Source organism: Couchioplanes caeruleus, from assembly GCF_003751945.1.
Taxonomy (GTDB): Bacteria; Actinomycetota; Actinomycetes; order Mycobacteriales; family Micromonosporaceae; genus Actinoplanes; species Actinoplanes caeruleus.
Map to the genome: position 1 here is coordinate 1363807 of NZ_RJKL01000001.1, position 23053 is coordinate 1386859.

General features: G+C 70.6%; 20 protein-coding genes. 11 read left to right on the forward strand and 9 right to left on the reverse strand.

All coding sequences use genetic code 11. The features are described from left to right. The first annotated feature begins 95 nt into the window (after nucleotides 1–95). The 4 genes from EDD30_RS05945 to EDD30_RS05955 all read left to right on the forward strand — a co-directional run bounded on the left by EDD30_RS05945 (nucleotide 96) and on the right by EDD30_RS05955 (nucleotide 2723). Nucleotides 96–296, forward strand: a complete 201-nt coding sequence (locus tag EDD30_RS05945; RefSeq protein WP_071803026.1) for an HAD family hydrolase — start codon at nucleotides 96–98, stop codon at nucleotides 294–296. Nucleotides 297–316: 20 nt separating this feature from the next. Next, nucleotides 317–433, forward strand: coding sequence for an HAD family hydrolase (locus tag EDD30_RS41760; RefSeq protein ID WP_342353759.1), 117 nt, complete (start codon nucleotides 317–319; stop codon nucleotides 431–433). Between the two features lie 370 nt (nucleotides 434–803). Further along, complete coding sequence (locus tag EDD30_RS05950; RefSeq protein WP_071803025.1) at nucleotides 804–1559, forward strand: SDR family oxidoreductase; 756 nt, start codon at nucleotides 804–806, stop codon at nucleotides 1557–1559. 189 nt (nucleotides 1560–1748) lie between these two features. Next, entirely contained in the window at nucleotides 1749–2723 is a 975-nt protein-coding gene (locus EDD30_RS05955; RefSeq protein WP_071803024.1) for a GGDEF domain-containing protein, read from the forward strand. 105 nt (nucleotides 2724–2828) lie between these two features. On the opposite strand, the gene EDD30_RS05960 is transcribed toward EDD30_RS05955, so the two are convergent. Further along, a complete protein-coding gene (locus EDD30_RS05960) occupies nucleotides 2829–4481 on the reverse strand; it encodes an alkaline phosphatase D family protein (protein ID WP_071803023.1) in 1653 nt (550 codons plus the stop codon). Between the two features lie 342 nt (nucleotides 4482–4823). Here EDD30_RS05960 and EDD30_RS41390 point away from each other — a divergent pair, with 342 nt between their 5' ends. Further along, a complete protein-coding gene (locus EDD30_RS41390) occupies nucleotides 4824–4955 on the forward strand; it encodes a hypothetical protein (protein WP_280526131.1) in 132 nt (43 codons plus the stop codon). A gap of 207 nt (nucleotides 4956–5162) precedes the next feature. Here EDD30_RS41390 and EDD30_RS05965 read toward each other — a convergent pair whose 3' ends face one another. The 4 genes from EDD30_RS05965 to EDD30_RS41765 form a co-directional block, all read right to left on the reverse strand. Further along, nucleotides 5163–5570 (reverse strand): arsenate reductase ArsC, encoded by a 408-nt coding sequence (locus EDD30_RS05965; RefSeq protein WP_071803022.1) that lies wholly within the window; start codon nucleotides 5568–5570, stop codon nucleotides 5163–5165. A 37-nt stretch (nucleotides 5571–5607) separates the two neighbouring features. Then, the gene (locus tag EDD30_RS05970) at nucleotides 5608–6354 is read right to left on the reverse strand and encodes an aquaporin (protein WP_071803021.1); all 747 of its coding nucleotides are present in this window, start codon (nucleotides 6352–6354) and stop codon (nucleotides 5608–5610) included. A gap of 77 nt (nucleotides 6355–6431) precedes the next feature. After that, on the reverse strand, nucleotides 6432–7118 hold the full coding sequence (locus EDD30_RS05975; RefSeq protein ID WP_071803020.1) for an arsenate reductase/protein-tyrosine-phosphatase family protein: 687 nt from the start codon (nucleotides 7116–7118) through the stop codon (nucleotides 6432–6434). Nucleotides 7119–7202: 84 nt separating this feature from the next. Next, nucleotides 7203–7919 carry an ArsR/SmtB family transcription factor gene (locus EDD30_RS41765; RefSeq protein ID WP_071803019.1) on the reverse strand — a complete coding sequence of 239 codons (717 nt, stop codon included), beginning with the start codon at nucleotides 7917–7919 and terminating at the stop codon, nucleotides 7203–7205. 400 nt (nucleotides 7920–8319) lie between these two features. Between EDD30_RS41765 and EDD30_RS05985 the strand changes: the two genes are divergently transcribed. From EDD30_RS05985 to EDD30_RS05995, 3 genes are all read left to right on the forward strand, one after another. Beyond that, nucleotides 8320–9837: an FAD-dependent oxidoreductase gene (locus EDD30_RS05985; RefSeq protein ID WP_071803031.1), complete on the forward strand. Its 1518-nt coding sequence runs from the start codon at nucleotides 8320–8322 to the stop codon at nucleotides 9835–9837. Beyond that, nucleotides 9834–11066: an MFS transporter gene (locus tag EDD30_RS05990; RefSeq protein WP_244945137.1), complete on the forward strand. Its 1233-nt coding sequence runs from the start codon at nucleotides 9834–9836 to the stop codon at nucleotides 11064–11066. The genes EDD30_RS05985 and EDD30_RS05990 overlap by 4 nt, the downstream gene beginning before the upstream one ends. 113 nt (nucleotides 11067–11179) lie before the next feature. Then, the gene (locus tag EDD30_RS05995) at nucleotides 11180–11899 is read left to right on the forward strand and encodes a VOC family protein (protein ID WP_071808508.1); all 720 of its coding nucleotides are present in this window, start codon (nucleotides 11180–11182) and stop codon (nucleotides 11897–11899) included. Nucleotides 11900–12021: 122 nt separating this feature from the next. Here the strand turns inward: EDD30_RS05995 and EDD30_RS06000 are convergent, their stop codons facing one another. Continuing rightward, a complete protein-coding gene (locus EDD30_RS06000; protein WP_211277974.1) occupies nucleotides 12022–12678 on the reverse strand; it encodes a DUF305 domain-containing protein in 657 nt (218 codons plus the stop codon). 904 nt (nucleotides 12679–13582) lie between these two features. On the opposite strand from EDD30_RS06000, the gene EDD30_RS06005 reads away from it, so the two are divergent. Both EDD30_RS06005 and EDD30_RS06010 read left to right on the forward strand, forming a co-directional pair. Then, a complete protein-coding gene (locus EDD30_RS06005; protein WP_170047612.1) occupies nucleotides 13583–14116 on the forward strand; it encodes a GNAT family N-acetyltransferase in 534 nt (177 codons plus the stop codon). A 2-nt stretch (nucleotides 14117–14118) separates the two neighbouring features. After that, a complete protein-coding gene (locus EDD30_RS06010; RefSeq protein WP_170047610.1) occupies nucleotides 14119–14976 on the forward strand; it encodes a nicotianamine synthase family protein in 858 nt (285 codons plus the stop codon). Here the strand turns inward: EDD30_RS06010 and EDD30_RS06015 are convergent. Beyond that, a complete protein-coding gene (locus EDD30_RS06015; RefSeq protein ID WP_071808505.1) occupies nucleotides 14945–16153 on the reverse strand; it encodes an amidohydrolase family protein in 1209 nt (402 codons plus the stop codon). The genes EDD30_RS06010 and EDD30_RS06015 overlap by 32 nt on opposite strands. Before the next feature lie 222 nt (nucleotides 16154–16375). On the opposite strand from EDD30_RS06015, the gene EDD30_RS06020 reads away from it, so the two are divergent. Beyond that, a complete protein-coding gene (locus EDD30_RS06020) occupies nucleotides 16376–16924 on the forward strand; it encodes a hypothetical protein (protein ID WP_071802983.1) in 549 nt (182 codons plus the stop codon). A gap of 335 nt (nucleotides 16925–17259) precedes the next feature. Here EDD30_RS06020 and EDD30_RS06030 read toward each other — a convergent pair whose 3' ends face one another. Beyond that, entirely contained in the window at nucleotides 17260–20607 is a 3348-nt protein-coding gene (locus EDD30_RS06030) for a S8 family peptidase (RefSeq protein ID WP_071802843.1), read from the reverse strand. A gap of 492 nt (nucleotides 20608–21099) precedes the next feature. Further along, nucleotides 21100–22932, reverse strand: a complete 1833-nt coding sequence (locus EDD30_RS06035) for an alpha/beta hydrolase (RefSeq protein WP_071802844.1) — start codon at nucleotides 22930–22932, stop codon at nucleotides 21100–21102. Nucleotides 22933–23053: the final 121 nt, after the last annotated feature.

Here is a 23053-nt window from a genome sequence, read left to right on the forward strand (position 1 = left end):
AGGTCGCCACCGACCGAGCGTTGATGGCTGTATTCGACCCGCCACCATCCCACCACCGGATCAGCGGGAGGCCTGTTACAGGCTATCCGGAGTCGTTGCGAACGGACCACGACCGAGCGGGCACCCACCACGCCAGCGCCACCATGCACGCCGCTGACGACTCCGTGGTCTTCTTCGTCACCGCCCGACCGGAGATCATCGACAAGGTCACCGAACTCAACCTGAGCCTGGTCGACTACCACTGGACCGACCTCTACACCCGGACCACCCTCGATTTCAGCGACACCAGACCCTGAAGACCAACGCACGGATCGCCATCGAGCGACGCGGATACACGATCGTGGCGAGCATCGGCAACAGCGCCACCGACCTCGGCGGCGGGCACGCGGAGCGTACGTTCAAGCTTCCCGACTACAACGGCCAGCTCGACTGACGAACCTGGCGGCGCATGGCGCTGCCGCGGACGGCGACAGCGACGCTGGCCGATCCAGCGCGATGTTTACCGACCAGAGTGAGTGGACGGGTCGGCCGAGCCGGCGCGGCGTGGCGTCGGCGTCGGCGTCCGAGACGTCGGCGTCGGCGTCTCGGACGGGCCGGCCCGTCCGACGCCCGGCTGCGCCGAGCTGAAACCTCCGCTCATGCCGAGGTGCGTCGCGCCTGAGGCAGGCCACGACCTCATCCCTGCGGGGTGAGGTGCCGCTGCCCGGAGGTTCCGACGATGGCTGCAGCCCTCATCGATGTCCTGCGCCGTCGCTGACCTGGCAGGTTCGGTCGCCGGCCGAGGCCCGTAGGAAGGTTTTGCGATGAAGATTGTCGTGATCGGTGGCACCGGCCTGATCGGTGCGAAACTCGTGACGACCCTCGGGGAGCAGGGCCACGAGATGGTGGCGGCAGCGCCGGATACCGGGGTCGACACGCTCACCGGTGACGGACTCGCCGACGCGTTGGTCGGCGGGTCCGTGGTGATCGATGTGTCGAACTCGCCGTCGTTCGAGGACAGCGCGGTGATGAGGTTCTTCGAGACCTCCACACGCAATCTGCTCGCCGCCGAGACGGCCGCCGGCGTCGCCCACCACGTCGCCCTGTCGGTGGTGGGGACCGATCGGTTGCCCGGGAGCGGCTACTTCCGGGCGAAGGTCGCTCAGGAGCAGCTCATCGAGAAGGCCTCGATCCCGTATTCGATCGTGCACGCGACACAGTTCTTTGAGTTCGTGGGCAGCATCGCCGACGCCGCCACCGTCGGCGGCACGGTCCGGATGGCCCCGGTGTGGTTCCAACCGATCGCGGGCGACGACGTCGCCCAGGCGGTAGCCCGGGTCGCGACCGGGTCGCCGTTGCACGGCCACGTCGAGGTCGCCGGGCCCGAGCGGTTCCGCATGGACGATTTCTTCACCGACGCCCTGGCCGCACGCCACGATCCGCGGGCGGTCGTCACGGATCCTCGCGCCCGCTACTTCGGCGCCGAGCTGAGTGAGGGGGCGTTGGTGCCGGGCAGGGACGTGATCCTCGCCGAGACCCGTTACCGCGACTGGCCCGGCCGCACCGTGGCCGGCAGATAGAGCCCCTTCGCCGCACTGGTCACGGAGGTGACCGCCATGACCGCCACCGGCCCGAGGTGCAGTCCGGGCTGACCGCGGGCACCGGCCGTCAGGAGCGGTACGGGTGCAAGACGGGTCGCCCGGGGGACTCCCGCTCGGCTCCGCGATCTTCGCGCCGATGGGCCAACCGTGAGGAACCCGTGCCACGCCGTGAGCGGCGCCCAGCGCCAGATGATGCTCGGTGGCGCCATGTGCGTCATGGCGTACGGGGTAGCGGCGTCGTACTGCCTCTTGACGTGGAGCGAGCCAAACCGCCCCATCCTCGCCGCCATCTACGGCCCCGGCACACTCATGGGCGTTGCCGTGCTCGCCACGGCCCGGTGGATCACCCGCCGGTCCACCAGGCGGATCGTCATGCTGGCCGTGAGCGTCCTATCGATCATGGTCGTCGCGGTGGCCGCGTACCTCGACGGCGGCGTCGCGTCGCCCGCAGCCCACGGCTTCGTCGCGCCCTGCGTACTGTTCGCCATCTCCTGCCCGCCGCGCATCATGATCGCGCTCCAGGCGCTGCTCGCGGGCGCCTACGTCACCGTGGCCCACGTCGGCGAGCCGGCCCGGCCCGGGTACGCGTTCGTGCACCTCGCCGGCATGCTGGGGGTCAGCGCGATCTGCGCGCTGCAGTCCTCGATCGTCGCCAGGCAACGGGCGGAGCTGCGCCGCCTGGCGCTGGTCGACCCGCTGACCGGCGCCCTGAACCGCCGCGGCCTGGACCAGCGGGCCAGGCCGATGGTCGCGGCCGCCACGCCGACCTCGCCGGTGTCCGTCATCTGCTTCGACTTCGACGGCTTCAAGCAGGTCAACGACACGATCGGTCACGCCGCCGGAGACGACCTGCTGCAGTGGGCCGTTCGGACCTGCCGCCAGGTGATACCGGCCGAGGCGCTCATCACCCGGCTCGGCGGCGACGAGTTCGTCATCGTCCTGCCGCACACCGACGCGGCCGGCGCGGCCGAGGCGTCGGTGCGCATCGTCGAGGCGATGGCGGAGCGGATCGGAGTGTCGGCCGGGACCGCGACCAGCGTCGGCGGAAGCGATCTGGCGCTCCTGCTGGACATCGCGGACAAGCGCCTGTACCGGGAGAAAACCCGGCGCAGGAAGGGCACCGGGCACACCATCGCCGCATAGGACGGCGGAGCCGTCCCGCGGGCCGTTCACGGCTACTCCGGGCGCGGCCGCGGCACGCTCGACAGCCCACCACGAACCTGATCACCTCTCGACGCTGATGCCGGGTCAGGGCCGCCGGGTCTCCTGGCGGACCGTCTCCGCGCCCGCGGCGGACGGTGCCCGCAGTCCTGCCGTACCGCCCGCGGTGGGGGTGTCGGCGATCTGGTGCAGGCCGGGCACCCGGTCCTCGATGACGAAGGTCGCCCTGGTGTGCACCGGCGCGCCGGGCCGGGTCACGAACGGCACGACTTGGAAGTCGGCGGTCAATGCGTCCGTGGTGATGCGCGTACGGACGTAGCCGCGCTGGTTGTTGTAGAAGCGCAAGTGCGGGTTCCAGGCTGCCCACGGGTGGGTTCCCGGTACGACGTCCGCTCCGTCGCCGGACGATGTGATCGACGAGCAGACCAGTTCGGCGCCGACGGTGATCGACGCCGGGTCGGCCCAGTCGAGTTTCAGGTCGTCGGCCCAGTGGGCGTGGACGTCGCCGGTGAGGACGACGGGATTGCGGACACCCGCGTCGACCCAGCCACGGGTGATTCGGTCGCGGGAGGCTGCGTAGCCGTCCCAGCTATCCATGCTGAGCACCGTTGCCGGGCCGGAGTTGTTGTCGCGGCGGCCGAAGAAGACCTGCTGGCCGAGAATGTCCCAGCGGGCCGACGAGCGGTGGAAGCCGTCGAGCAGCCAGGCCTCCTGCTCGGCGCCGGTGATCGAGCGGGTCGGGTCGGCGGCGGCCGGGCAGTCCTTGTAGCCGTCACCACAGCCCTGGTCGTCGCGGAACTGGCGGGTGTCGAGCAGATGGAAGGTGGCCAGCCGGCCCCAGTGCAGCCGACGGTAGAGCCGCATGTCGATGCCGCGCGGGATCGAGGTGCGGCGCAGCGGCATGTTCTCGTAGTAGGCCTGGAACGCCGCGGCGCGGCGGGCGGGGAAGTCCGGGTCGGGCTGCTCGGGCACCTCGTCGGCCCAGTTGTTCTCGATCTCGTGGTCGTCGAAGATCACCGCCCACGGCGCGACGGCGTGGGCGGCCTGCAGGTCGGGGTCGGTCTTGTACTGGGCGTGCCGCTGCCGGTAGTTGGCCAGAGTGACGGTCTCGGGGCCCTGGTGGTCGCGCGGGTTGCCGCCGGGGATGGTGTACGTGTCGGCGGGGTACTCGTACTGGTAGTCGCCCAGGTGCAGAACCAGGTCCGGCTCGCCCTCGGCCAGTCGCCGGTACGCGGTGAAGTAGCCGTGCTCGTACTGCGAACACGACGCGAACGACATCGCGAGCGCCGAGGGAAGCGACCAGCGTGCCGGGGCGGTGCGGGTACGCCCGATCGGCGACAGGAAGGACTCCGCCCGGAAGCGGTAGAAGAACTCGCGCGCCGGCGGCAGCCCGCCCAGTTCCACGTGTACGGCGTGCGCGGAGGCCGGCCGAGCCACCACCACGCCTCGGCGGACGACCTTCCGGAAACGCTCGTCGGCCGCGATCCGCCATTCCACCGCCACGTCGCGCGAGGGCATGCCGCCCGCCCCGTCCTCGGCGAGCGGGTTCGGCGCGAGCCGCGTCCAGAGCACGAAGCCGTCGGAATCCGGGTCCCCGGAGGCGACGCCGAGGGTGAACGGATCGGTGCGCAATGGGCCTCGGGCGGGCGCGGCCGAAACCGCGAGCGGCCAGGTCGTCGTGGCGGCGGCTGCGCCGGCCGCCGCGCTGCCGAGCAGGAGGGTACGACGCGACAGCGCCATGTCGGCTCCCAGAAAGTACGGACACGGACACAGCGCAGACTGATAGCCGTGAATGTCAGGAGCACATGACCCGGATTAATGGGCGCCGAAGACGCGACGAACTCGAACGGCAACGCTGGACGCTCGTGCGGAGGCGCGTTGCCGGGTCGCCGCCACCCGGGAACGCCTGCCGGGAACGCCCGGCACCATGACGTCTGCGGTCTCCGGCACCTTCACCGATGCGACCGGCGCCACGCGCACGGTCAGCGGCACATTCGTTCCCGAGCGCTTCGAGGTCGCCGACGATGGCATCGTCGCGGTCGGCCCCCTTGCTGCCACGCTCGTGGACTCGAACGGGGAACCGTGGGTAGCGAAACGCAGAGCGTCGCACTCACCCTCGTGTCCGGCACCGGAAGTGCGACCGGCGTGGCCCGCCACTGGCTGCAGATCATCGTTGACCTGTTGAACCAGATTCTCTCGATCCTGCGGCCGTGAACATGCGTCGGTCATGACGTTTCCGTGCCCGGACACCGGCGTCCGGGCACGGGAGCGCCGAACGGCGTCGCGCCCGCTGTCATTCCACATATCGCGTCGGTCGCGCGGCCGGTGCGGCATTGATGGCGGGCTCTGTGAGGGACCAGCGTGACGAGGGTCCGAGGTTGCCTGGTCGAGGCACCTCCCAGGTTTCGGCCGGTGTCCAGGTCAGGTGGCGGGGATGAGGTCGGCGAGCAGCTTCTCTACGCGTACCTTGATCTCGTCGCGGATGGGGCGGACGGCGTCGACGCCCCGGCCGGCGGGGTCGTCGAGTTTCCAGTCCTCGTAGCGCTTGCCGGGGAACGTCGGGCAGGCGTCGCCGCAGCCCATGGTGATGATGACGTCGCTGCTTTCGGCGGTCTCCCATTCGAGTTTCTTCGGGGTCTGGTCGGTGATGTCGATGCCGACCTCGGTCATGGCCTCGACCGCGGCCGGGTTGATCCGGTCGGCCGGCGCGGAGCCGGCGGAGCGCACCTCGACGGTGTCACCGGCGAGGTGGCGCAGCCAGCCGGCGGCCATCTGTGAGCGGCCGGCGTTGTGGACGCAGACGAACAGGACGGACGGCTTGGCACTCATGTCTTCTCCTCGAGATGTGGTGCTGCGTGGTGGGTGCTCAGGCCCGGCTTCGGGCGGGTTCGGTGTCCTCGTGCGGGACGACGACCTGGTCGGCGTCGGCCCCGGCGCAGGGGTAGAGCGCGGCTACCAGACCGATGCCGGCGAGCAGGCCGACGAGTTGAGCGCCGATGTAGGCGGGCACGGAGGCAGGGGCGATGCCGGCGAAGGTGTCGGTGAACGCCCGGCCGATGGTGACGGCGGGGTTGGCGAAGCTGGTGGAGGAGGTGAACCAGTACGCCGCCCCGATGTAGGCACCGACCGCTGCCGGCGCGACGGCGGCCCGGCCGGAGCGGACGAGGGCGAAGATGAGCAGCAGCAGGCCGGTGGTGGCTACCACCTCGCCCAGCCACAGATGAGCCCCGGAGCGGCTGGTGGTGGAGATGGTGACCGGGGCGAGGTCGAACATGGCGTTGGCCAGCACGCTGCCGGCGATCGCGCCGAGGGTTTGCACGGCGGCGTAGCCGGCCAGCTCAGGGGCGGTGAGACCGGTGCCGTGCCGGCGACCGAGCCACCAGTCGGCGGCCGACACGACCGGGTTGAAGTGGGCGCCGGAGACCGGGCCGACGGCGAGGATCAGCGCGCCGAGCGCGAACGCGGTCGCGACCGAGTTCTGCAACAACTGCAGGCCGACGTTGCCGGGTGACAGCGTGGTGGCCATGATGCCGGAGCCGACGACGGCCGTCACGAGCAGTGCGGTGCCGACGAACTCGGCGAGCAGGCGTCGCCAGGTCGCAACAGGATTCATGAGCGCGGGTTCTCCCAAGGGTGATGCGGTTGGTCGGTGGACGGGTCGCGGCGCCAGGACGGGGGCGGTGAGGCCGGTCATGGGCGGTCTCCTGCCAGCGGGGGTGCGAGGCGGTCGATGCGCCCGGCCAAGTCGGTGTAGGCGGCTTCGAAGGCCGCGTCGGTGCCGGAGCGGACGGGGTCGGGCACCGACCAGTGCAGCCGCGGCCGGGTCGCGCCGGTGCTGAGGTCCTCGTGGGCGTTGTCGCACACCGCGATGACCAGATCGCCGTCGTCGACGATGTCGACGACGTGCGCGGTGCCCGTCGGATCGAGCCGCAGCCCGTGCCGGCGGGCCACGGCGACCGCTCCGGGGTGGACGTGTGAGGCCGGGTGGGTGCCCGCCGACGCGGCCGGTCGGCGCGTGCGGTCCGCCCACAGGGCTGCGGCAAGCTGGGAGCGGGCCGAGTTGTGCGTACAAACGAACACCACCCGCTGCGCCTCCGGTAGCCCCGGTGAGCGCAGCAGCGCCAAGGTCTGTGGACGCAGCCGCAGGTAGGTGCGGCGCCGGTCGGCTTCCGAGCGGGTCCGTTCGAGTAGCCCGGCCTCCGCCAGGACCTTGACGTGGTGGGCGACAAGGTTGCTCGGCAAGCCGAGGTCGCGGGCGATCTCGCCCGGCGAGGCATCGCCCAGGCACAACGCGTCGACGATCGCCAGGCGCGCCGGGTCGCCCAACGCGGCGTGGATCCGCGCTCGTCCCACCACCGAGGAACCTTCAGTGCTCATTGACTCAATGATTACTGAACTAAACTGCGGGGAGCAAGCTGCGGCCGGCTTGTTCATCTACCGGCCATGTATCCGGCGGAGCCGTCAGAGGGCGCGGAAGTCGTCGGCGGTGGTTCGCGCCTGCGCGGCGAGGTCGGCCAGGTGCAGCGCGGCGCCCTGCAAGGCGTCGGGTGCGAGGCGGTAGTAGGTGTACCGGCCGCGGGACTCCGTGGTCACGACGCCGGCCTCGCGCAGCAGCTTGAGGTGCCCGGAGATGTTCGGCTGCTTGGCGCCGGTGTCGGCGACCAGATGTGAGGTGGTGGCCGGTCCTGTGGCGAGGATCTGTACGAGCTGCGCCCGCAACGGATCCGCCAGCAACCGCACCACATCAGGATTCGCTGATATCGCGGCACCCTCGACGTCGACGTCGGCGGTCGTCGGCGTGGCGGCGGTAGCCGACAGGCGCGGCGCCGCCGCAGCATCCGCGCTCAGCAGGCCGCCGAGCAGGTCGAGCGCCTCCGGCCGCAGCCGGTAGTAAGCCCAGGTGCCGTCCCTGCGCGCCTCGACCATGCCCGCCTCGCGCAGCACCCGCAGATGATGCGAGATCGTCGCGCCCGTGACGTCGAATGCGCCGGTCAGATCGCAGACGCACACCTCCTCGCTGGAGGCGATCAGCGACAGCAACCGCAACCGGATCGGGTCACTCAACGCCTTGAACAGCGGCGCGAGCTCACCCGCGACCTGCGGCGCGAGTGCCTGCACCGACAACGGCGGGCAGCAGCCCTGCGCCGCAGTGGTCTCGAGCACGGGAAGAACCGACATACGGATAGCTTGACATCTCTCTAACTACGATGCAAGGTAGACGTAGTTCGACGCCGATCAAGACACATCAGTCATCAGTGATGCGGGGCTGCGTCTGCAGCGTCGACCCGCATCGCGTCCCGCGTCGTCACGAGACGGCACCACCTGCAAGGAGCTTCCGATGAGCGAAAACCCGAGCGCCGGCCCCTGTTGTGGCACCGCCCGAGCCGCTGCCGCGGCCGACGCCTGCTGCGACCCTGCCGCGAAGAGCGAAGCGGTGGCCTCCGGCGCCGGCTGCTGCGGCCCCGCCTCGGCCCCGGCCGCCGAGGCACCGGCCGCCGAGGCACCGGCCGCCGAGGCACCGGTGTCGAGCGGCGACTGCTGCGCCACGACCGTCACATCACTGGCTACTGATGTAAACGTGCGGGCCGCGCCCCTCGACGACGGCGAGTCGGCGCTGCCGGTCGTGGTGATCGGTGCCGGGCCCGTCGGCCTGGCCGCCGCCGCGCACCTGCATGAGCGCGGCCTGCCGTTCCTCGTCCTCGAGGCCGGAGACGAGGTCGCCGCTTCGGTGCGGCAGTGGGGACATGTCGGCATCTTCAGCCCCTGGCGCTACGACATCGACGCCGCCGCCCGCCGGTTGCTCGACGCCGCCGGCTGGGCCGCGCCCGCCGACGACGCCCTGCCCACCGGCGCGCAGCTCGTCGAGGAGTACCTGCAGCCGCTGGCGAAGCTGCCCGCGATCGCTGCGCACCTGCGGCTGGGCGCCCGGGTCGTCGCGATGAGCCGGGTCGGGGTGGACCGGGTCCGCACCGCCGGCCGCACCGACCTGCCCTTCGTCGTGCGCCTGGCCGACGGCACCGACATCACCGCCGGTGCGGTCATCGACGCCTCCGGCACCTGGCGCACCCCGAACCCGCTCGGCGTCAACGGGTTGCTCGCCCACGGCGAGGACCAGGCCGCCGACCTCATCGACCACGCCCTGCCCGACATGCTCGGCGCCGACCGCGACCCGCATGCCGGCCGGCACACCATCGTGGTCGGCGCGGGCCACTCCGCCGCCAACACCCTGCTCGACCTGGCCCGCCTCGCCCGCACCGCCCCGGGCACCCGCATCACCTGGGCCGTGCGCGGCGGCTCCGCGCAACGCGCCTTCGGCGGCGAGGACGCCGACCAGTTGCCCGCCCGCGGCGCGCTCGGCAGCGGCCTGCGGACACTGGTCGACACCGGTGCGGTCACCCTCGTGCAGGGCTTCGGCGTCCACACCGTACGCCGCACCGCAGGCGGCATCACACTGGTCGCCGCCGACGGGCGCATCCTCACCGGCGACCGGGTGGTGTCCGCGACCGGGTTCCGGCCCGACCACTCGATCGCCGGCGAACTGCGCCTGGATCTCGACCCGATCCTGGGCTGCACCCGCACCCTGGCCGACCTGATCGACCCGAACGAGCACTCCTGCGGCACCGTCCGCCCGCACGGGCACAAGGAACTGGCCCATCCCGAAGCGAACTACTACGCCGTCGGGATGAAGTCCTACGGCCGGGCCCCCACGTTCCTCATGGCCACCGGCTACGAGCAGGTCCGCTCCATCGCCGCCGCCCTGGCCGGCGACGTCGCCGCCGCCGACGACGTCCGGCTCGACCTGCCCGAGACGGGGGTATGCAGCTCCAGCCTGGTCGCGGACAACGCCGCCCGTGAGATCGCCGCCCGCTTCGGTCTCGCGCAGGACGTGCCCAGGAAGCTCGCCGCCGCGACCATGGCGCTGCTGCCCACCGCGGCCAGCACCGGCGACGCCGTCCGCGCCGCCGCTCAGCAGATGGGGCTCGACTCCGAGATCGCCCTGCAGATCGCCGCTCTCACCGACCAGCCCGGCGCGCCGGCCAGCGTCGCAGGACTGATCAGCCTCACCCCGGCGACCGGCGGCAGTTGCCGCGCGTGAGCCCGTCCGCCACCCGTCTCGTGCCCGCCGGCCACCCCGGTGGGCACGAACCCGTGACACCCACCCGCAACACCGCCATCGTCGCCGCCCTGGCCATCACCCAGACCATCGGCTACGGCACCCTCTACTACGCCTTCGCCGTCCTGCTCACCCCGCTGGCCGCCGGCCTGCACACCTCCACCACCGCGGTCACCGGCGCCTTCACCGCCAGCGTCCTGACCGGCGCAGCCCTGGCCGTACCCATCGGGCGCCGGCTCGATCACCACGGCGGCCGATTCCTCATGACATGCGGCTCGGCCGCCGGTGCCCTGCTGCTGGCCGTGCTGTCGCAGGTGCACCACCTGTGGCAGCTCTACCTGGTGCAGATCGGCATCGGCGCCGCGGCCGCGGCCAGCCTCTACGAGACCGCGTTCGCCGTCGTCATCGCGGTCACCACCGTCGAGCGCCGCTCCCGCGCGCTGCTGACCATCACCGTGGTGGCCGGGTTCGCCAGCTCCGTGTTCCTGCCCCTGACCGGATGGCTCACCGACGCCCACGGCTGGCGTACCGCACTACTGATCCTCGCCGCCGTGCAAGCGGTGACCGTGCCCCTGCACGCCCTCCTCCTGCGCCGGCCCTCCACACCGGCCGCACCGCACGCCTCAGCAAGGGCTGCGCCGCAGTCGATACGGGCGGCTCTCGCCGATCGCGGGTTCTGGCTGCTCGCCATCGGCTTCACCGCACACACCACCGCAGTCAGCGCGTTCACCGTCCACCTCGTCGCCGCCCTCACCTCGTGGGGGCACCGGCCGGCGTTCGCCGCCACCATCGCCGGGCTGCTCGGCGTGCTCTCCGTCGCCGGACGGCTCATCACCACCGGACTGCAACGCCGTCACCGCACCACCACCGTCACCGCCACCGTGTTCACCCTCCAAGCCGCCGCGGCGCTGCTGCTACCCGTTGTCGGTGCCGGCATCGGCGGGAGCATCGGTGCGGTCGTCGGCTTCGGACTCGGCTTCGGCGTCGCCACCATCGCCAAACCCCTCCTGCTCACCGAACGCTACGACACCCGCCGCTACGCCACCCTCGCCGGCGCCCTCGTCGTCCCGGTGACTCTCGCCAAGGCCGCCGCACCCCTCGCTGCGGCCTACCTGCACACCGCCACCGGCAGTTACGCCACGGTGTTCACCGCCATCGCCGTCTGCTGCGCGATCGCCGCCGCCGCGATCGCCGCCGCCACCCGTACGTAGAGAGCCGCATTCGTGCGGGGCGCGCCGCCTGCATCGGCCGTTCGGGCGGTCCACTAGCGACGATCGGCTATATCTGTGTGCGGCGATCCTCCGGGGGCGGCTAGGAAGGACGGATGGCTGACGAAGTGACCGTTCCGCTGCTGCCCTGCGCGTCCCTCGACGACATCGTTGCCTTCTATGAGGTTCTCGGCTTCCGGACCACGCACCGGCAGCGAAAGCCCAACCCGTACGTGGCGGTCCAGCGAGAAGATCTGCATCTGCACTTCTTCGAGATGCCGGGGTTCGATCCGCAGCAGTCCTACGGCTCCTGCCTGGTCCTGACCTCGGACACCGGCGAGCTGTACCGGGCGTTCGCGGCCGGTATGCGCGCCGCGTACGGCAAGGTGCTGATTTCCGGAACGCCGCGGATGACCCGACCACGGGCACGGAAGAACTACGACGGGCTCAGCGGCTTCAGCGTCATCGACCCGGGCGGCAACTGGATCCGCGTCGTGCAGAACGCGGTGGTCGACCGCACGCCTGCGCCCACGCCGACCGGGCGGCTCGCCAATGCCTTGGCCAACGCCGTGGTGCAGGGCGACTCCAAGGGGGATCTCCGGCAGGCCGCCCGGATCCTCGACACTGCATTGTCGCGCCCTGAGGCCGGTGACGACCCGGTCGCGCTCGCGGAGGTCCTCGCCTACCGCGCCGAGGTCGCGATGGCGCTGCACGAGCCGGCCACCGCGGCAGAAATGCTGGCCCGTATCGATCGCGTCGCGCTGAGCGCCGAGGACACCGAGCGGGCGAAGGCCGCCTTGCAGAGCGCAATCGACACCGCGGTAGCGCTGGCCTAGGAACCGCTTTCCGGCTCATCGTCCGGCGCCTAGGAGATCGGCGGCGAGGATGAGCGTGGCCTGGTAGTCGTCACACGCGTGTGCTGGGCGCCTGCTCGACGCCCAGCACACGCGCGGCACCGTCAGCGCCCCTCGAGGATCTTCTTCATCGTCGCGATCTCGGCCTGCTGATCTGTCATGATCTTCTGGGCGAGGGTCTTGGCGTCGGGGCTCGACCCCTGCGCCGTTTCCTCCTGAGCCACCTCCACCGCACCCTCGTGATGGGCGATCATCAAGGCGAGAAACTGCTTGTCGAAGGCTGCTCCTTGGGCGTCCTCCAGCTTGGCCATGTCCTTCTCGGACATCATGCCGGGCATCGAGCCGTGATCCGTGCCGTGTCCGCCCATGCTGGGCATGGCGGCGGGCTTGCCCCAGGCGGTCAACCACTGGGTCATGGTGTCGATCTCAGGCTGCTGGGCGGCCCGGACCTTGGTCGCGAGGTCCTTGACCTCGGCGTCGGAGGCCCGGCCGTCGGCCATCGCGGCCATCTCGATCGCCTGCCGGTGGTGTTCGATCATCGACTGGGCGAACGTCACGTCGGCGTCGTTGGACGGTGCCGCACCGGCCGCGGCACTGGCCGGAGCATCGCTCGTCGAGCTCGTGCCTCCGTGGTTCATCCCCGTGCCGGAGGACGTGCCGTCTCCGCCACAGGCGGACAGCACCAGGGTGGCGGTGACAGCAGCGCCCGCGAGCAGGCCGCGCCGCAGGACGACAGAGGACAGGGCAGAACTTCTCATCATGGGTATTGACCTTTCAAGAGCCGATGACGGTGGTGCGCAGGAACGTCTTCGCGCTCCTTGGCGCGCCCGAGGGCGTGCTATATGCGCTGACGCGCCGGGAAGCCGGTCGCGCAGGCATCCCGAACACGACGCGCCGGGTCGTGGACGTCACGGCCGTAGGCCCGACAATGTCACCGCCACCAGGCGCTGCACCGCCTCCTCGGCATACCGGCGCAGGCACGGAGGGCGTGCAGGCAGTAGGCGGCCAGTTCGGTGGCGGACACATCGGTAGGCACGTCTGCAGTACGCGCGGCGTCGTCGATCAGTTCAACGACTCGACCGTGCCCGGGCGCGCCGGACCTCGGTTCGAAGCTGAAAGACCATCAGACGCCTCCGGTCGGCACACCGGCTCGCCCACATCGTCACCTCGCCATTAGACGATACTTAATGAAAACGATTACCGTTCCGGTCTTCAGGAACGGAGTGTCTTCATGAAGCAGGGGCAACGTCTTTCTCTCGCCGCCGCGCCCGCCGTGGCGCCAGCGTCGGCTACCGCGGCACACCCGCGCTCACCCACGTCGACATCAACCTCGAGGCCGGGCAGCGCCTCTGGTCCACCCGGTCGAGCGTCGTCACCGCTCTGACTGCCGCCGCCATACTGGCAAACTCGCTGACGCTGACCCGGCTACTCCCCCGAACCTCACCGGCGCATCCACCCTCGAACGCGCGCCGTGGCAGTGCGCGCGATGGCGGAACCATCCCCAGAGGCGCCGCAACCAGCCGCCTGAGTCAGCGTCGCGTCGTCACCTAAGCAAATGAAAATCGTTGCTATTAGCGACGCTGGTGAGAAGCTATGGAAAGACTTGATGGGAGAAGTCGAAGTATGTCAAGCCCTCAGAGAACGGGCCTGGTCGAATCCTCGGATTTGAGCGTCGCGCTTGCCGCGCCGGCAGACCTGGTCGAGGCGGAAACGGTCATGCGGGAGGTGTTACGTACCGACCTCGGCGGATACCGCGCGCAGTGGCATCGAGATCTCGACCACCTCGAGGCGGCCTATCTGCGGCGCCCTGGGTGCGCGCTGGTCGTTGCCCGGGACGAGGGTGGCATCGTGGGCACCGCCGCCGTCAAGCCGTGCCTGCTGGCCACTCCGCCGAATCCGGACTGGCTCGCACGCGAGTACAACCAGCCGGGCGTCTGCCAACTCGTGCGGGTGTGGGTCGCCGCTGGGGCACGTCGCCGTGGTGTGGGTCGCGCCCTTGCCGAGCGGGCTGTCGGCTGGAGCGTCGGCCCAGGCGGATATCGCCGTGTGTACCTGCACACCGACGCCAGCGTCCCCGGCGCGGAGGCGTTCTGGCGTTCGCTGCCGACCCGCGAGGTCCACGATGATCGGCCCGATCCGTTCCACACGGTGCACTTCGAGATCGACGTCGACGCGTTGTTGCGGGTGCCCGGATGCTGAGCGTGTCCGCAGCGCCCGTCCGGGACGTCGATCCGGCCGGTTTGCTTTCCTGCCGCATTCTCAGCCTGTACGAGCGACTGCGCGCACAAAGGGATCTTGCCCCGTCGCCTCTGGTCAATGCGCTGTTCGCCGACCTGGTCAACGCCTGCATTTCCGCCGATGCTGGAGAAGTTCAGTCGGTCCTGTCCGATTCGCGGATCGACGGAGTGCGATCCCACCTGATCCGGCTGTGTGCGCAGGGCGAGTCCCTGCTCGAGGATGCCTGGGCTCGGAGGGCGCTCGCCGCCGCCGACCCGGGCGCCGAGATCGCCGCGTTCCCGTACCTCGACAACTACGAGCAGTTGGCCCGGCTGGAGCTGCACGCGCTGGCGGCAGCCGGCCACCAGAGCGAGACCGCCCGCCGGCTCTGTTTTGTCGGCGGCGGTCCGTTGCCACTGAGTGCCATGCTGCTGTGCCGCACTCTGGGGGTCCACGTCACGGTCGTGGACCGGGACCGCGAAGCCGTCGAGGTTTCCCGCCGCCTCGTCCATCGGCTCGTCCCGGCGGAGCGGATCAGCGTCGTGTTGGCCGATGCGGCGTCCCCGTCCGATATGGCGCGCGCGGTCGCCGAGTGCGACGTCGTTGTCGTCGCCGCTCTTGTCGGCACGACCCGGGCGCAGAAGCGGGCGGCGTTGCGAGCCATCGGCACGTCGGTCGAGCGGGGAACGCACGTCGTCATCCGCAGCGCGGACGGCCTGCGTTCTCTGCTGTACCCCGCGGTCGACATCAGCGACGTACATAACGCCGGACTGGTACCGGAGCTCCTCCTGCACCCCCTCGGGGACGTCGTCAACTCGGTGCTCGTGGCTCGGCGCCGCTGACGACGGACCGCCCGCGCAGGATGACGTCGCGGACCCGGGTCAGGGCTAGGACGTCGCGCTCCACGTCGCCGTCGACGACGACCAGGTCGGCCACCATGCCCCTGCGGAGCCGCCCGGCGGTGCCGGCCAGCCCGCACGCCTCGGCGGCCTCCGATGTCGCGGCCGCGACCGCGGCTCGCACGGGAAGCCCTGACCGGACCAGCTCGCCGACCGCATGTGCCAGCACTCCGTGCGGCTTGGCCGGATGGATACCGGCATCCGAACCGGCGAGCAACGGCACCCCGGCGGCATGGAGCCGGCCGACCTGGGCGAACCGGGCCTCCAACGTCATCCCCGTCCGGCGCATGACCTCGACCGCCTGCGGGGACGGCGGTAGCGTGGGCAGCCGGCCGAACGTCGGGCATACCTTGATCCGGCGTGCGGCCAGTCCGGCGATCACCGCGTCCGGGGTATGGATACCGTTCGCGGTCAAGCACGTGCAGTGCTCGATGGCGTCGACGCCCGCGGCCAGGCACACCTCGACAGCGGACACCGGATGGGCGTGCGCCGTCACCGGCAGCCCGCGACGGTGAGCCTCGTCGACCACGACGCGGACGTCGGCGACATCGAACTGGAGCTGCAGCAAATCCGAACCGGCGGTCATCGCACCGCCGCTCACGATGACCTTGACGATCCGGGCACCATGGTCATACCGCTCCGCCACGGCGGCCCGCAGCGCACCCCTTCCGCTCACCCCGCCGCCGAGCGCGGCGCAGTGGCCGTTGACCGACGTGATCGGCGGGCCCGACCCGACGACCGACGGCTCGTCGTGCCGAACCGATCGGTCCAAGACCGCGAAGCGGCTGTCGCCCAGGTCTCGCACCGTCGTCACCCCCGCACTGACCTGCGCCAGCAGGGCGCGACGGATCACCTGCTCGCGCTCGGCGGCGGACCGTCCGGCATCCCACGTGAGGGCGTCGGGCTCGTCGCCGGCCACAAGATGAACGTGGGTATCGATCAGGCCGGGCAGGACGGTGGCATCGGGCCGGTCCCATACCGGCTGGCCATGCGGCAGCGGCGCGCGACGCGGCCGGATCGCGACGATGCGATCGCCCTCGATGTGGACCTGCACCCCATCGGGAAGAAAGACCTCCCCGTCGAACGCATGTGCCGCCCGGACCACAAAGGAGCTGCCCATGCCCGGAACGTAGCGTCTCGGGACGCCGAAGACAACGGCCGATACCCGGTGCTCTGCGCAGCGGCAGGAACCACGTCGCCTTCCGGGCGGGCACCCGCGATGAGCTCGACGTGCTGGTCACCGGTGGTCGGCGACCCGCCGCCGCGGCCGACCGGATCTGCCGGGAGTCGGGCACCTCGCCGGACAGTCGCCAATGTTGTGGCGCCCGTGCACCATGAGGCCATGAGCGCCTTGACGGACCAACTGCCGGCTTTGCTCGGCGTCCTCCTCGGAACAAGCGGGACCATCCTCGCCACCGGGATCGCGGACCGCTCGCGGTGGCAGCGCCAGCAGGCGGCGCGGTGGGACGAGCGCCGGCTTCAGGCGTACGTCGAGTTCGCCAACGCAGTCAAGGAAGTGCATACGTACGCGCTCCGGATCGCCAACCTGAACGCGCTTTCTCACGATGTCGATCGTGAGCAGGCCCTGGCCAGGATGGAAGAAGCCGACATCCGGCGCACAAAGACATGGGAGAGCGTCCTCCTCCTGGGCGACGCCGCATCGATCACCGCGGCCCGCGAGTGGCGCGCCGCAGTGACGGACGTCGCCCGTTACGCCCGTGGCATGACTCGTCCGGAATTCGAGCTGGCTACCGAGTTCGACCACGCCAACGAGACACGCGATCGCTTCTACCAGGCGGCGCGGGCGAGTCTCGGCATCCGTGGACCGGCCGTGCCCCAGTCGGACTGGCTGGCGGAAAAGTTGAACCTCCCCGCACGGCCGGACGCCTGAGCGAGTGCGGGTGAGCCCGTACTCGACTTCGCCGTACTCGAAGCCTTCGACGGCCTCGCGCCAGGTTTCGGAGAAGAACCCGCCGGGGCAGGTCTTGATCTGAAGCTCGCTTGAGGATGCAGGATGACCGCATGGCGGAGACGGATTCGGCGCGACGGGCGCTGGATGGGCAGCAGACCGTGGAAATCACCACGATGGGGCGCCGGACCGGGCGCCCGCGCCGGGCCTGGACTGGGCGGGCAGCGTGGAAAGCTGGATCGAAGGAAGCCCTCTGGTGGAGATCGAGCTGACACGAGCGGCGGGGCCGGCGTCCCCGGGGGACGCCGGCCCCGCCGTCACCGCAGTGCGTACGCGCGGATGAGGGTCTGCTCGACCCTGTTGCCCTCGCGGTCGGTCGCGGTGGTCCGTAGCGAGACCTGGGTGGCGGACCCGGGGTGGGTGAGCCGGGCCGACCAGGTGTCCTCGGCCCCGGCGACCTCGGCACGGTGGCAGGTGGTTCCGTCGTCGTAGGAGGCCTCGACCGTGACCGCGGCGGTGGCCGGCATCCCCGGCGCCCGCTGCACGGTGACCGGCAGGGTGAACGGCTGCCCGGCCGGTGCCCGGTTGTGCAGGTCGAGCACCGGGGCGAAGCGCACCACCATGATCGGCAGCATCCGGGTCGTGCCCGCTCCCGGGTGGTCGGAGCGGAACGTCCAGGCCACGGTCTCCCGGGAGGTGGGCCGCAGTCGATCCTCCGGGGGTCGTGCGGCCTCCACCTCGACCCGGAACGTGCCGGACCTCTCTCCGACGAAGAACTCGGTACTCGGAGAGTCGGTGGATTCGATCAGCTCACCGTTCACCGACAGCTTGGTGGTTCCCAGGAGGCCGGCGTCGGTCTTGTAGTGCCATGGTGCGGCATCGGTCAGCAACGGCGTCCGCAGGGAGACGTGTTCGCCGGAGCGTTCCGGCAGCAGGTTCGCGTACGCCAGCAGGGCCGGCCCGAAGACCGCGCCGTTCCACCGCACCTCGGTCCGGCTACCCGCCGGATAGTCCTGCATGACGCCGGTCAGGCAGTTCTCCTGGGGGTTGTCCGGTCCGCTCAGGCACACGTCCTGGAGCCAGTAGACCGGGGCGGCGGTGAAGTACTCGGTGCGTTCCAGCGGCGACGCCACGGGCAGTGACGGTGCGCTCAGGTCCACCCCGGGCTTGTCGACGGGCGGCCAGGCGAAGGTCTTCACCTGGTGGAGTTCGCCGCGGAGCTGCTCGGCGTACTGGGTGTGTACCGTGACGAGCTGGTTCGGATCGACCGTGACCGCCGGACCGGGAAGCTGGTGGGTGTCGGGCAGCAGCAGGTGGTAGACGACGGGGCTGCGGGTGACGTCGCCGTCCACCGGGCGCACCAGGGTGCTGCGGGTGGTGACGGTGAGGTGGTCGGCGGCCTCGCCGGGCAGCAGGTACATCTCCCTCGCCTGCTCGTCCGGCGCGGTGCCCGCGGAGACCGCCATGTTCTCGACGCCGCCGGGCACCGTCAGCGCCAGGTTGACCGACGTCGCGTACTGCTCCGTGCCGGCCTCGCCGGCGTCGATGCTCAGCCGGGTGCCCTGTCGCGCGTCGACGGTCAGCGTCATGTCACCGCTGACCCGCAGGGCCGACCGGGTGTGCAGTGTCCAGCTCGCCGGTGCGGCACCTGCCGGGGTGAAGATCGCGGTCAGCAGGTCGTACGCTCCCTCGGGCACGTACACCTTCGGGTACTCGCCCTGCTCCGGGCGGATGTCCTCCACCCGGCCGGTCTCCCGGTTGATCAGCCGCACAATGGTCTTGTCGTCGACCACTCCGGCGCGGTTGAGCACCGCCATCTTGATCAGGGCCGGGGTGGCCCGGTGGACCGCGCCGACCGCGGTGCGGACGACGGTGACCCCGCCCGCCGACGCGGTGAGCCAGCCGCCCGCGTACACATTCGACATCCCGTCCATGTTCGCCGTCACGATGGCCGACGCGGTGCCACCGGCCGGCACCCTCAGTTCGCGTACGTCCACCGCGAAACGCTGCGGCAGCGGGCGGCCGCCCGGCCCGGTGATCTGGAGATCGAGGGTGAGGGTCACCGGTGCGGCGCCGCTGTTGCGGTACGTGACCGTCTGGCGCTGGTCCCCCGGGTCAGCCGACAAGCCGCCGAAATCCACCGCCGCGGGAGTGGCGAGCACGGTCTGTCCGAGGGCCTTGGCCACGTCGATCACACCGGCGCCCTGGGCGTAGACGTCGCCCTCGGCGGCCGGCCGGGCGCTGGCCAGCAGCGCCGCCTTGACCTGCTCCGGACTCCAGTCGGGGTACCGGGAGAACACGATCGCCGCGGCGCCGCTGACGTGTGGTGTCGCCATCGAAGTGCCGCCCATGGACGTGTAGTACGGATCCGCGGCCTCCGGGTCCGTACCCGCCGCCTTGGCCGCGACGATGCTGTCGCCGGGGGCGGACACGTCGGGTTTCAGGGAACCGGACAGCGTGGGGCCCCGGCTGGAGCTGGCCACGATGCGGTCCTGGCGGTCCACCGACGCCACGCTGATCGCCGACGGTGCGGTGCTCGGCGAGTCCACCCAGCCCGTCGGCCCGTCGTTGCCGGCCGCCGCCACGAACAGCATGCCCTTGTCCCGGGTGAGCCGTTCGATGGCCTGCTCCTCCGGTTCGCTCGCGTTGAAGATGCTCACGCCGCCGAAGCTCATGTTGACGACCTTCGCGCCCTGCCCGGCGGCCCACTCGATGCCGGCCAGGATCGCCGATGTGGGGCAGCCCCGGTCCGGGCAGACCTTGCCGACGATCAGCTCGGCGCCGGACGCCACGCCCCGGTGCCGGCCGTTCGAGGCCTCCCCGCTGCCGGCGACGATCGAGGCGACGTGGGTGCCGTGGCCGAAGTGGTCGACGACGTCGGGCGCGGTGGTGAAGTTGGCGCTGGCCTTGACCACGTCCTTCAGGTCGGGGTGGGCCGGGTCGTACCCGGAGTCCAGCACGGCCACCTTCACCCCGCGGCCGGTGTAGCCGGCGGCCCAGGCGGCGGGCGCCTGGATCTGCGGTGCACTGACGTCGAGCGACAGTGTCTTCTTCCGGTCGAGCCACACGCGCCGGATTCCCGGCGCCGCCGTGGCCTGTGCGGCGCGCCGCTGGGCGGGCGGCCCGGCGAGGGCTCGCCATAGCGAGGCGGTGGAGGCCTTGGGCTGGGTCACCGCGCTCGCGTCGATGCTGTCGAACGTGCGGCCCTTCCGGCCCCCTGCGCTCAGCGCCGACCGCATGCCGGCGGTCCGCTGCCTGTTCTTGTACTGGACGATCAGGGGGACGCCTCGGCTGGAGGCGTCGTCGAGGCCGGTAGCCAGCAGCTCGGTCACGTCGAACAACTGCCGATCGAGGTGGCCGCGCCGCACCAGCGGCTCGGCATCGGCGGGCACGACGAACGTATGGCCGTTGGTCCGCGAGGTGAGCATCGGGATCCCGCGTCGGCCGGCGGCCGGGACCACCGTCATCCGTTCGCCGGTGACGTGTACGGCATCACCGGTGATCAGCGTGACGGTCCGGGTCGTCGGGGACTTCCCCGGCCGCGCAGGATCTGCGCCGGCGACCCGGGCCGCGGGGATGGCCGCGACGTCCGGTTCGGTCGCGGCGTAAGCCGGCCCGTACCAGGCGAGCGGGCCGACGATCAGCCCCGCTCCGATTCCCGCCACCCACCGCCGCCATGATGCCGTCCCGCGCTGCCGCCCGGGTGAGCCCCGCCTATGCATCCCCATCGATCTCCCTCGTCCTCTCCGGCCCGCCGTCAGCAGGTCCGGGGCGGAGACTACGACAAAGTGATCAAGGCATCGACATTGTGGAGTGTGTCGATGGACTCGCGGATGAGGCGAGTTCTCAGCTATTGACAGACATGCTTCGCAGTGCCTCTGCCAGCGGTACATCGCCTGCGCGGGCGAGGTCCGCCCCCTCCACACCGCGACGGCCTGCCGCCCGGGCCACGCGAACCTTCAGAGTCTCCGAGGCCGCGGCTCATCGTGGAGAGGCGCCGTCGACCGCGATGACCACACCGTTGGCTCATTCTGGAGCGCCTCGTGCTTGGACGACGGCGCCTTCCTCGTCGCGTCCCTGTCGGAGGCCCACTGAAGGTGCGCCCCGCCCATCCGTGTGGAGTGGGCGGGACGCCTTCGTGCTACGGGGATCGTTGATCAGCGGGTGCCGTTGAGGGTGGATGCGGGTACCCGCACCGTGACGGGAGGCAGTTGCTTGGCCTCATCGCTGGTCGGGGGCGCGTCGGTGGCGATTTCAGCCTTCGATTCGTCTGCCCGGTCGGCCTTGCGGGCGGTCGGCTCGTCGGGCTGGTCGCCGGCGAGAGGCTCGGTGAACGGCTGGATGTCACCTTCGCAGACGGTGCCCACGGCGGGCAGGGTCCCGGTCAGCAGGTAGGTGTCGATGGCATCGGTGGCGCACTTGGAGGTCCCGTATGCGGTGTGTCCCCAGTTGGTGCTGGACAGCAGGCGGCTGTTGGGCAGCAGCTTGGCGGACTCGACGGCCTCGATGTAGTTGGTGGCCGGGTCCCAGTAGTTGCCGACGACGAGTACCGGCGCGGCGGTCCGCTTGGTGAAGGGGCCTCGGTAGGCGTCCTCGTCACGTACCGTCCATGTGTTCGCCGCGCAGGCGGCGGTGCTCCAGGCCCAGGCGCGACCGAAGTACGGGGCTCGCTTGTCGGACTTTGCGGTCAGTGCCGGCCATGATGCGGCGTCCTTGGGGTGCAGGCCGTCGGTGCAAGCGACGCCGGCGAAGGTCTCGAGGCCGTTGTCGTACGGGAAGTCGCGGGCCGGTGCGGCTCGGCGAGCGTCGGCGATTCGCTTGGCCAGGGTCGACCGGGCAGCGGCCTGCCGGGCGGCGGTGACGCTGCCATCGGGGTTGACGGCGTCCCACACCAACGTCGTCAGGCCAATGACCTCCTCGCCCGCGAACGGGCTGTACAGCAAGCCGAGCAGTCCACCGATGAAGTCGGCGTAGGTGATCGTGGAGGTGCCCAGTTCGTCAGTGATGGCGGCCGGCTTGGCCTTCAGTTTCTCGGTGAGAGTCGCGAAGTTCTTCACCGGGTCGCCGGCGGCGAAGGTGCAATGCGTTTCGCCGGCGGTGTCGCAGCGCTTGAGGATCTCGATCAGCGCCTTGTAGGCGCCGTCGGCCGACCGGAGCCGGTCGTCGAGTGTGACGTTGCGGGTCTTGGCGGCACCGGTCCAGTTGACGGGGTTGATGACACCGTCCACGGTGATTGCTCGTACCCGGTCGGGAAACATGTTGGCGTAGTACTGCCCGAGGGCGCTGCCGTAGCTGAAGCCCAGGAAGGTCAGTTTCCTGTCGCCGACCGCACGGCGCAACACGTCCATGTCGCGGGCCACCTCGGCGGTGGACATCGCACCGGACAGCGGCTTGCCGGTGGTGGAGCAGCCGCGCCCCATGGCCTTGGCCGACTTGACGTAGGCGACCTCCTCGGCCTTACCGTAGGGAAAAGCCACGTTGAGACCGGCGTATGCCTTGGTCTGGTCCCCGACCGAGGCGAAGCACCGCACGTTCTGGCTGCTGGCGATGCCGCGGGGGTCGACTCCGACGATGTCGAAACGTTCCAGCACCGATTCGCTCAGGAACTGCGGCGCGGCCAACGCGATCTGAGTGCCCGAGCCACCCGGCCCGCCCGGGTTCACGAACAGGCTACCGATCTTGGCCCGCTGGTTCTTGGCCTTGACCCTCAGTACGGCGATCTCGGTGGTGGCGCCGTTGGGCTTGTCGTAGTCGAGGGGAAGCTTGACGGTGGCGCACTCACCGTGCCCGTAGCAGGGGTACCAGCCGAGTTTCGGAGTCTTCACGCTGTCGACGCGCTTCTTCTCGACGGCGCTGGTCTTGTCCGGAGCCTGCGCCATGGCGGTGGTCGCCGGCGGCTCGATGGGAGCTGCGAAGGCGGGAGGAGCCGCCGATGCAGCGAGGAGCGCGCCGCAGAGTGTGGCTGTCAGGAGACGTTTGGTGGTCGGCATGCAGGTGACCTTCCAGAGGTGGTGGACCCTTTCGCGGCAAGATCATGCATCGTTGTCGATCTTCCGCGGTCCACACTCAAGCGGGTCGAGTGTGAAACCCCCGTGAAGCGCGTTCCCCCCG